Genomic DNA, 9,371 nt, shown 5'->3' with positions numbered 1-9,371 from the left:
ATCCTGCGTCGTCGCACCCACATAAACACCCGTAGCCGAACCACGCAGACCCACCGGATCCATACCGGCCCGCTCCAACGCCTCCCAGGAACTCTCCAGCAACAACCGCTGCTGCGGATCCATCGCCAACGCCTCCCGCGGAGAAATACCGAAGAAGTCCGCGTCGAAGTCGCCCGCGCCGTACAGGAAGCCGCCGGCCGGAACGTGGTCGCCGGAGTCCGCTCCGTGCAGGATGTCCGGGGCCCAGCCGCGGTCGGTGGGCAGCCCGCCGATCGCGTCCCCGCCGGACGCCAAGAGGCGCCACAGGTCGTCCGCCGAGGCGACGCCGCCCGGGTAGCGGCAGGCCATGCCGACGATCGCCAACGGCTCGTCCGCCGCCCGCTGTTCACGAGTGTCCGGGGTGTGTTCGATGCTGGTGAGCGCATCGCGCAGATGCTCGGCCAGGGCCGCGGGGGTCGGGTATCCGAAGACCGCCTCCGCCTTGAGAGGCAGGCCGGTACGGGCTGCGAGCGCCTCCGCGAGCTCCTCGGTCATGAGCGAGTTGAAGCCCAGGTCCCTGAACGTCAGCGCCGTGTCGACGGGGCCGGAGTCCCGCATGATGGCGCCCGTCTGCTCCCGCACCAGTTGGAGCAGGTCGGGCAGTTCGCGCAGGGTGCGGGGGGACGCGCCGGAAGGTTTTCCGGCCGGAGCGGTTACGGAGACCGGGATCGGGTCCGGAGTGGGAGTTGGGGCGGGGGCAGGGGCGGAGGCGGCGACCGGAGCATCGACGTCGAGCCAGAACCGTTGCCGCTGGAACGGGTACGTCGGCAGGTCCACCTGGCGTGCGGCCCCGAGCAGCGGCTCCCAGTCGACATCGGTCCCGCGCGCCCACAGCTGCGCGAGCGCCTGGACCAGCGACTGTCCCTCGTCCAGGTCACGGCGGCACAGGGGGACCGCGGAGACGTCGGGACGCTGCTCGGCGCCGGGCGCCGACGCGCGTACCGACTCCTTGATCATGGTGGTGAGGGCGGCCCCAGGGCCGATCTCCAGGAATGTCGAGACCCCTTGGGCCCGCATGCCGGAGACCTCGTCGGCGAACCGCACCGTCTCTTCGACATGCCGCGCCCAGTAGGCGGGATTCCGCAGCAGCTCGGGCTCGGCGACCCGCCCCGTGACATTGGATGTCACAGCCAGCCGGGGAGCCGCGAACTCCACCGACCCCAGCACCCGGCCGAACTCCTCCAACATCGGCTCCATCAACCAGCCACGCGCCAACACCACCCGCGCCGCGTCCCGCAACGACCACACGCCCGCCACATGGGCGGCGATCACTTCCCCCACCGAATGCCCGGCCACCACCGACGGCACCACGCCCAACGACGACACCAGCCGCCACGCCGCCACACCGAACGCGAACAACCCCGCCTGAGCCCAACCGGTCCCGCCCAGACGGGGTTCCCCGTCGCCGGCCCCCTCCGCCATCACACGCCGCAGAAGCGCACCGAACTCCCCCCGCTCCACACCGAACCGCTCACGCGCCTCCTCCGACAGACCAACCTCGTCCGCGACCTCCCCGGCCACCTCGTCGAAGACCTGGCACACCTCGGCCAGCGCCTCGGCGAAGACCGGGAAACGAGCCAGGCCCGCCCCCATACCACCGTGCTCGGAACCCTGGCCCGAGAACACCACCCCCACGCCGCCCGGTACGGCCGTCCCGGTCAGGACACCGGGCGCGGTGGATCCCTCGGCCAGCGCCCGCACCCCGGCGAGCAGGTCGTCCCGTGTGGGCGCCACGATCGCGGCGCGGCGCTCGAAGGCGCTCCGGGAGGAGGCGAGGGACCAGGCGACATCCGCCGCCGAGACCTCCGGGTCACGCGCGGCATCGCTGTTCCCGAGCCGGGACGCGGCGTCGCGCAGGGCCGCCTCGCCACGCCCGGACAGCAGCCAGGGCACGGCGAGCGGGTCCGGTTCGGGCCGGGCCGGTTCGGGCTCGGGGTGCCAGTCGCTCAGTACGACATGGCAGTTGCTGCCGCCCATACCGAAGGAGCTGACGCCTGCCACGAGTGACCGGTCGGCGGCGGGGGCGCCGGGCCATGGGCCCAGCTGCCGCTGGACGCGCAAGTTGAGTGTGTCGAGGGGGATACGCGGATGGGGGTGGTCGAAGTTGAGGCTGGGAGGCAGTTGCCGGTGGACGAGGGCGAGCACGGTCTTGATGAAGCCGGCGATGCCGGCCGCGCCGCTCAGGTGGCCGATGTTGGTCTTCACCGAACCCACGACCAGGGGGCGGTCGGCTGGGCGGTGCCGGCCGATGACCTCGCTGAGTGCGGCGGCCTCGACGGGATCCCCGGTAGGCGTGCCGGTGCCGTGCAGTTCGACGTAGTCGACGGCGTCCGGGGCGACACCGGCGTGCCGGTAGGCGAGGGCGAGGGCTTCGGCCTGGGCGGCGACGGTCGGCGCGGTGAGGGTTACGCCGTCCGGGTCGTTGGTGGTGGCGCTGCCACGGACCAGGCACAGGATGCGGTCACCGTCGGCGAGGGCGGTGCGAAGGCGTTTCAGGACGACGGCGCCGCCGCCCTCGCCGGGCACGTAACCGTCCGCCCGCTCGTCGAAGGTGAAGCAGCGCCCCCGCGGGGACAGGGCGCCCAGGCGGGAGGCGAGCAGCACGCTCTGCGGCAGCAGATGGAGGTTGACCCCGCATACGAGCGCCATGTCGGACTCCTCGCCGCGCAGGCTCCCGCAGGCCAGGTGGAGCGCGACCAGGGAGGAGGACTGGGCGGAGTCGACGGTGATGCTGGGGCCGCGGGCACCGAGGAAGGCGGCGAGGCGGTTGGCGATGACGCCGCGCTGCACGCCGGGCAGGGCGTGCTGGGTGGCGAGGGTGTGGACGTGCGGGGACAACAGCTGGGCGTAGTCGTCGCCACTGACGCCGACGAACGTGCCGAGGCGGGTGCCGCGCACCTGGTCCGGCACGATGCGGGCGTTCTCCAGGGCCTCCCAGCCGAGCTCCAGGGCGAGCCGCTGCTGCGGGTCGACGTACGGCGCCTCGCGCGGAGAGATGCCGAAGAACGCGGCGTCGAACTCCTCGGGGCGTTCCAGGAACGCTCCCCGGCGGGGCGTCTCCTCGGCGGCGGGGCCGGACCAGCGGCCGGGCGGCACCTCGCCGACGCTGCTCTCGCCCGCGGTCAGCAGCCGCCACATCCGGTCCGGGTTCTCGGCACCGGGGAATCGGCACGAGACGCCGATGACGGCCATCGTCGTATCCGGGTCGACGAGGTGCCCGGCGACGCCCCTGGAGTATTCCGCTGCCTTCGTGAGTGCGCTTTTCGCAGCCATTTTCCTCGCGACCTTTTCTCACGTCCGGTACCCGCCATGCCGATCGTTCTTCGCGCGGCCCCGGCCGGGCATCCGCGAATGCCGCCGTTACGGCCGTACGCGGGCGCGTTTACCGAGGTGCGCACCCGGATCCTTTCGTTCGGTATTGCTTTCCCGAACCCCCGGTGCTAGACCGGTGGCAGCTGTGGTTTCAGCGCCTGCCACTTTTTTCCACAATTTCGCGGCACCGTCCTGGAGGAAAAGGGAATGCCGAACGACGCCCTGGATTCCGACCTCGCCCAGATACGCTCGTCCTATGTCCGTGACCGTTACGCCTTCGTGCCCGGCGAGAAAATGGTCCGTATCGTGCAGGCTCTGGGTGCCACGGACGAGGATCTCGACCGGCTCGTCACCGTCAGCGACGCGCTGGAGAGCGATCCGACGCTGCCGTTCCGCAAGACCCGCACCGGTCGTTTCGGTTTCGATCCGGTGGCGATGGAGGTGCGGCGGCTGGAGTTCCAGCCGTTCATGCTGTCCACGGAGGACGACTTCGTGCGGCACGACGCCGGAAAGGTGCGGATCTTCGACGAGATCCGCGACGATCTCCAGCTCAACACCGCGCTGAAGGCGCTGTTCGTGTTCAAGTTCCTGGTGTTCGACGGGATGACGATCGAGCACCGGCCGAAGCTCGACTACGACAGCGACCGCTGGGTGTGCACGCTGCTGAACGTGCGGACCACCACCGACGGGGACCTGATCGGCGAGCCGGCGCTGGAGGGTGTGCACAGCGACGGCGTCGACCACACCATGACCACGTACCTCGGTAGCCAGAACATGACCGAGGACAGCGCGGTCACGTTTCTGCACGAGATGGACGAGTCCAATGGCACCCGCTGGCATGACACGGATCCGAAGCTCGTGCGCGCCCGCGCCCAGCACCGCGACTTCCTCGACACATGCCTGATCGTCGACCACGAGCTGAAGCACAGCGTATCGACGCTGTACGCGGCTGACCCGGAGCGTCCCGCCACCCGTGACCTGCTGGCGTTTCTGACCCGCAAGCCGGTGGCGGAGGGGCACCATTCGCGGGAGTTCGACTCCGCCGCACCGCACCCGGCCATGCCGATGACGGTGCCACTGCGGGCTCTGGGCGGGACGACTCGGGTGGGCTGATCCCCCGGCATGCCTCGTGACAGCATGTCAATTCTTCCCCGCTGCATCACATTGATGTGACGCCAATTCCCCGAGAGTGGTTTTCGAGCGTTGTCAAAAACGTGCTGTCACAAGATGAGGACTGGTCATGGATGAATCCCCGCACACCGTCACCACGCTGCCGACGGCGCGTCAGCCCGGCCGCCCCTTCGACCCGCCGGCGGAGCTGCTCGACGCCCGCCGGCACGGCCCCATCAGCCGCTACACCTTCCCCAACGGAAAACCCGGCTGGCTGCTCACCGGGTACGACCTGATCAAGTCGGTCCTGGCGGACTCGAGGTTCAGCTCACGCAAGGAGCTCATGCTCCACCCGACCATCGACTACGGAGGCATCCAGATCCCCCCGGCGCCGCCCGGCGAGTTCCTCCTCATGGACGACCCCCGGCACAGCCGTTATCGGAAACCGCTCATGGGCAAGTTCACCGTACGGCGGATGCGACTGCTCACCGAGCGCCTCGAGCAGATCACCGCCGACCACCTGGACGCCATGGAGAAGGCCGGGCCTCCGGCCGATCTGGTGACCGCGTTCGCCAAGCCCATCCCCGCCATCATGATCTGTGAGCTGCTGGGGGTGGAGCACCAGGACCGGGACACCTTCCGGGAGCAGGTCGACGCGTTCATGGACGCGGAGGCGGACGACGAGGATGTGATGGCGGCCTACACCACGACCCAATACCACCTCGCCGAGTTGGTGGCCGCCAAGCGCGCGCACCCCACCGACGATGTGCTCAGCGACCTCACCGACAGCGATCTCAACGATGAGGAGCTGAAGGGCATCGCCCTGATCCTGCTGGCGGCCGGGCTCGACACCACCACGAACATGCTGGCGCTCGGCACCTTCGCGCTGCTGCGCAACCCGGATCAGCTGGCCGCGCTGCGCGCCGACCCCACACTCGCCGACCGGGCCGTGGAGGAGTTGCTGCGGTATCTGAGCGTCGGCAAGACGTTCATGCGGACCGCGCTGGAGGACGTCGAGCTCGGCGGCCGGACCATCAAGGCCGGCTCGCCGCTGATCCTGTCGTACAACACCGCCAACCGCGACCCCGAGCGCTTCCCCGACCCCCATGTGCTCGACCTTCACCGGCAGGACGGCGGACACCTGGCCTTCGGCCACGGCATCCACCAGTGCCTGGGCCAGCAACTGGCCCGCGTCGAGATGCGTGTCGCCTTCCCCGCGCTCCTCAACCGCTTCCCCACACTGCGCCTTGCCATACCGGCCGAACAGGTCCCCCTCCGCCCGGAGATCGCGGACATCCACGGGGTGAAGAGTCTCCCGGTCACCTGGGATACCTGACCCATGAGGGTGCCGCGCGAGCACGACGATCGGACCGCCACGGCGGTGGGCGCGTGATCACCCGCTACTTCGCGGCCGGTGTCCTGGCCAGGACCTCGGGGCCGCGCGGACCGGGGACCCGGAGGTCGGGGTGCTCGCGTGGCGCGGCCCGACGGTCGTCCAGCCCTACGGCCGCCTCACCGGTCACCGCGAGTGAGGCGGCTCGGCGCTGCCCGCGCCCGTGTCCGGCTCCAGCCCGCGGCGCAGCTCCCGGCGTCCGGACGACAGACCCAGCTTGCGGTACACCGAGGTCAGATGAGCCTCCACGGTCCGGCGTGTGACGAAGAGGGCGTCCGCGATCCGTGTGTTCGACCAGCCGTCGGCCGCCAGTCGCGCGACCTGGGCCTCGCTCCGGGTGAGCGCGCCGGACCCGCCCGAGACGGCGCGCCGGGGCCGGGCCCCGGTCGCCAGCAGCGCCTGGTGGGCGGCGGCGTGGAGCGCGCGGGCGCCGAGCGCGTGGGCCTCCCGCCAGCCCTTGCGCAGTACCGTCCGGGCCGCCTGGATGTGCCCGGCGCGTTGCAGCGCCCGGCCCCGGAGCACCCGTACCCCGGCCAGCAGCAGCGCCGCACGGGTTGGCGCCAGCACCGATTCCGCCTCGTCGAGCAGGGCCAGCCGGTCCCGCTCGTCGGCGGCCTCGGCCAGCAGTTGGAGCCCGGTCCCCAGCGCGCAGGGGAGCCCCGCCGGGCGTGCCAGGCCCACGGCCCATTCGCCCAGTTCGACCGCCGCCGCGCGGTCGCCCACCGCCAGGTGGGCCCGTCCGGCCCAGTACCACCAGAAGGAGACGGCCGGATTCGTACGGTGCCACGCCCGCTGCCGGTGTCCGCACTCCGTCAAGTCCCGCAGGGCGGCCCGCGGTTCGCCCTGGGCCAGGCGCAGGCGCCCACGGGCACACAGCAGTTCGTTCCACTGCCAGTCGTCGTCGGCCCGGGGGTCGGGCATCTCGGCGGCCAGGCCCGTGGCGGCCGCGAGATCGCCCTGGTCGAGGAAGGTGTGCAGCCGTACCGCCAGGGGCAGCGCCTCATACCGGGTGGCCCGCGCGATCCGGGTCTTCCGCAGCGCCTTGGCCGTGGTCCGCAGCGCCTCGTCGAGAGCCCCGAGCCGCTCGCCGGCCGCCGCGCCGAGCGCCAGCAGCGTGGGGTACGCCTGGCTCCGCACGGCGTCGGTGCCGTCCATCAGCTGCCGGTAGGCACAGTCCGCCTCGTCCGGGCGGTCTCCGTACAGCAGCACGGAGGCGGCCGCGGCCAGGGTGGCGGTCGAGTCGGTGGTCGGCCCACCCAGCCTGATCACCGTGCCCGCCGCGGTGAGTGCCTGCGGCACGTGATCCATGCGGCACACCGAGATGACCGCGCGCCACGCGAGAAGGGCGCGCGCCTCCGGGGTGTCGCCCGGCAGGTCCATGCGGAACGACTCCGTGTCGAGGAGTTCGGTGTACGCGTCGAGGTTGTCGGTGGCCGCCCTCAGCATGTCCGCTTCCAGGAGCCTCGCGCTCGCGGTCCCGGCGGCCGTACCGGCCACGGCGGAGCGGTGCCGGGCGAGGAGCGTGACGGCGCGGTCCGCCTGGCCCGTACGCGCCAGTCCGCCGATGAGCGCGCTGAGGGAGGCGAACCGCAGGCCGGGGCGGGAGACGTGGTCCAGGACCGCCGTCAGATGCCGGATACCGGCCGCCGTGTCCACCCTGCTTTCGGCGATGCCCAGTTCCGCCACCAGGTCCGGGTCGCGGGCGTCCGCCGCGCCGTCCGGGACGCACCAACGCAGCAGTTCCACCGCGCGCGCCGCCGCGCCGTCGAGCATCGCCTTGCGCGCCGCCTCCCGCAGTACGGCCCGCGCCCACGGCTGATCTGCCGTCAACCGGGACCGCAGCAGATGCTCGGCGATGTCCGAGGCGGGTGCCCCGCCGTCGTGCAGCAATCGGGCCGCCCGGCCGTGCAGCGCGGCACGTTGCTCGGCCGGCGTGTCGGCCAGGACCGCGTTCCGTACGGCGGGGTGCGTAAGGGACCAGCCGTCCGTACGGGCGGACGCGTGTGCCAGCCCGAGGGAGTCCAGGGCGGACAGGGCACGGGCGAAGGTGGTGGCGTCGGCGCTGGCCAGCTGGGCGCAGGTCTCGCGGTCCGCCGCGTCGCCGAGTACGGCCACGGCCTGGGCGGCCCGCACGGTCGGCGGTGGCTGACGGCGCAGCAGCCGTATGACGCACTCCCGGAAGGCGGGCAGGTCGTGATCGCCCGCCGCGTCGAGTCCCGCGCCGGTCAGCGCCAGGCCACGCTCCCGCAACGCGGTGACCAGCCCGGTCACCAGAAGGGGGTTCCCGCCGGTGGCCGCCAGGCAGTCCGCCTGGAACCGCGCCTCGGGGTCGGCGCCGGTGAGCCGCCGGGCGACCCGGCCGACGCCCGGGGCGGTGAGCGGCCGTGGCCGGACGACGCGGCACAGCGGCTGGGTCATCGCCGCGTCGTCCAGCGGGGTCCACGCATCGCCGTCGCGCCGGCCCAGCGCCAGCAGGACCGGCAGCCCGGCCAGCCTGCGCGCGGTGTACGCGAGGCAACGCAGCGACACCGGGTCAGCCTCGTGGACGTCGTCGATCGCGATCAGGAGAGGGCCTCGCGCCGCGGTGGTGCGCACGGCCTCGTGCCATCCGGTCAGGGCCTCGTGGGAGACACCGGCCTGGGCGCGGGCGGCTTCGCCGGGCACCGGCTGCCGCGGCGGCGCGGCGAGGTCCGGGAGTGGGTCGGCGGTCATGGCCCCCCACAGGGTCCTCACGGTGCCCAGCGGCAAGGTGCGCCGGTTCGGGTCGGCCCGGGTGTGCAGAACCCGCAGCCCGAGCCGGCGCGCGTGCACGGCGAGGGTGTGGAGCAGCGACGTCCTGCCGAAGCCGTCCGGCCCCTGTACGACGACGAGGCCGGGGTGGCCCGCCGCGGTCCGCCTGGCAAGGTCGCCGAGTACGGCGAGTTCACGGTCCCGCTCCACCCATCGCACGGGCTGTTCGCCGTCCCGCGTCCCGTACGCGCCGTGCCCGACCGGGGTGACGATCACTGCCGCGTCCCTCTCCCTCTCCCCCTCGGCCGCTACGATCATGTCCCTTCCGCCACTGAGGGATTTCCTAGAACGTGGCGTTTTTCCCTGTCGTTCGCCACCGCTCCGGCGGTCGTGTGAAGAGTTGAAGGTCGCCTGGCCTCACGAAGGTCCGCCCTCACGAGGCAGGCGGCAGCGTGGGGACCGGCCGGAAACGGGCCGGAAACGGGCAACGCACACCCTCAAACGGGCACGCGGCACAGGAGTCGGGAACTCGGCATTGCCGGACACCTCGGCCCGGCGTCGGCCCATGCCCGGAAATTCGGTCAGCGGGCGGGCGCCTCAGAGGAGGCAAACGGACAGGTGGTCAGCAGGTGTGCACTATTTATTTGCTTGCACCACCGAACCCTGGAACCACAATGTTTCGGGACCGTGCAAAGGATTGCTTGACCGGCCAAGAGGAAATTCCTATCGTCAACTACATTACTTGCGACCGACGGCCGTTACCCCCCACATATGAGCGTAGAAAGAC

The 9,371-nt window shown here is 71.7% G+C and carries 4 protein-coding genes; 2 read left to right on the top strand and 2 right to left on the bottom strand.

The window, feature by feature from the left end:
• Window positions 1-3,312, bottom strand: a 3,312-nt coding sequence (locus NQU54_RS44625) for a type I polyketide synthase (RefSeq protein WP_257636013.1), incomplete at its 3' end; no start/stop codon positions are given.
• Between the two features lie 246 nt (window positions 3,313-3,558).
• Here NQU54_RS44625 and NQU54_RS44620 point away from each other — a divergent pair.
• Both NQU54_RS44620 and NQU54_RS44615 read left to right on the top strand, forming a co-directional pair.
• Complete coding sequence (locus tag NQU54_RS44620) at window positions 3,559-4,464, top strand: 2OG-Fe dioxygenase family protein (RefSeq protein ID WP_257636012.1); 906 nt, start codon at window positions 3,559-3,561, stop codon at window positions 4,462-4,464.
• A gap of 127 nt (window positions 4,465-4,591) precedes the next feature.
• Complete coding sequence (locus tag NQU54_RS44615) at window positions 4,592-5,797, top strand: cytochrome P450 (RefSeq protein WP_257636011.1); 1,206 nt, start codon at window positions 4,592-4,594, stop codon at window positions 5,795-5,797.
• A 183-nt stretch (window positions 5,798-5,980) separates the two neighbouring features.
• Here the strand turns inward: NQU54_RS44615 and NQU54_RS44610 are convergent, their stop codons facing one another.
• Window positions 5,981-8,902 carry an ATP-binding protein gene (locus NQU54_RS44610; RefSeq protein ID WP_257636010.1) on the bottom strand — a complete coding sequence of 974 codons (2,922 nt, stop codon included), beginning with the start codon at window positions 8,900-8,902 and terminating at the stop codon, window positions 5,981-5,983.
• Window positions 8,903-9,371: the final 469 nt, after the last annotated feature.

The organism is Streptomyces malaysiensis subsp. samsunensis, assembly GCF_024519315.1.
GTDB classification, from domain to species: domain Bacteria; phylum Actinomycetota; class Actinomycetes; order Streptomycetales; family Streptomycetaceae; genus Streptomyces; species Streptomyces malaysiensis.
The sequence above is the reverse complement of the archived record's forward strand: the minus strand, read 5'-3'. Positions and strand labels throughout refer to the sequence as shown.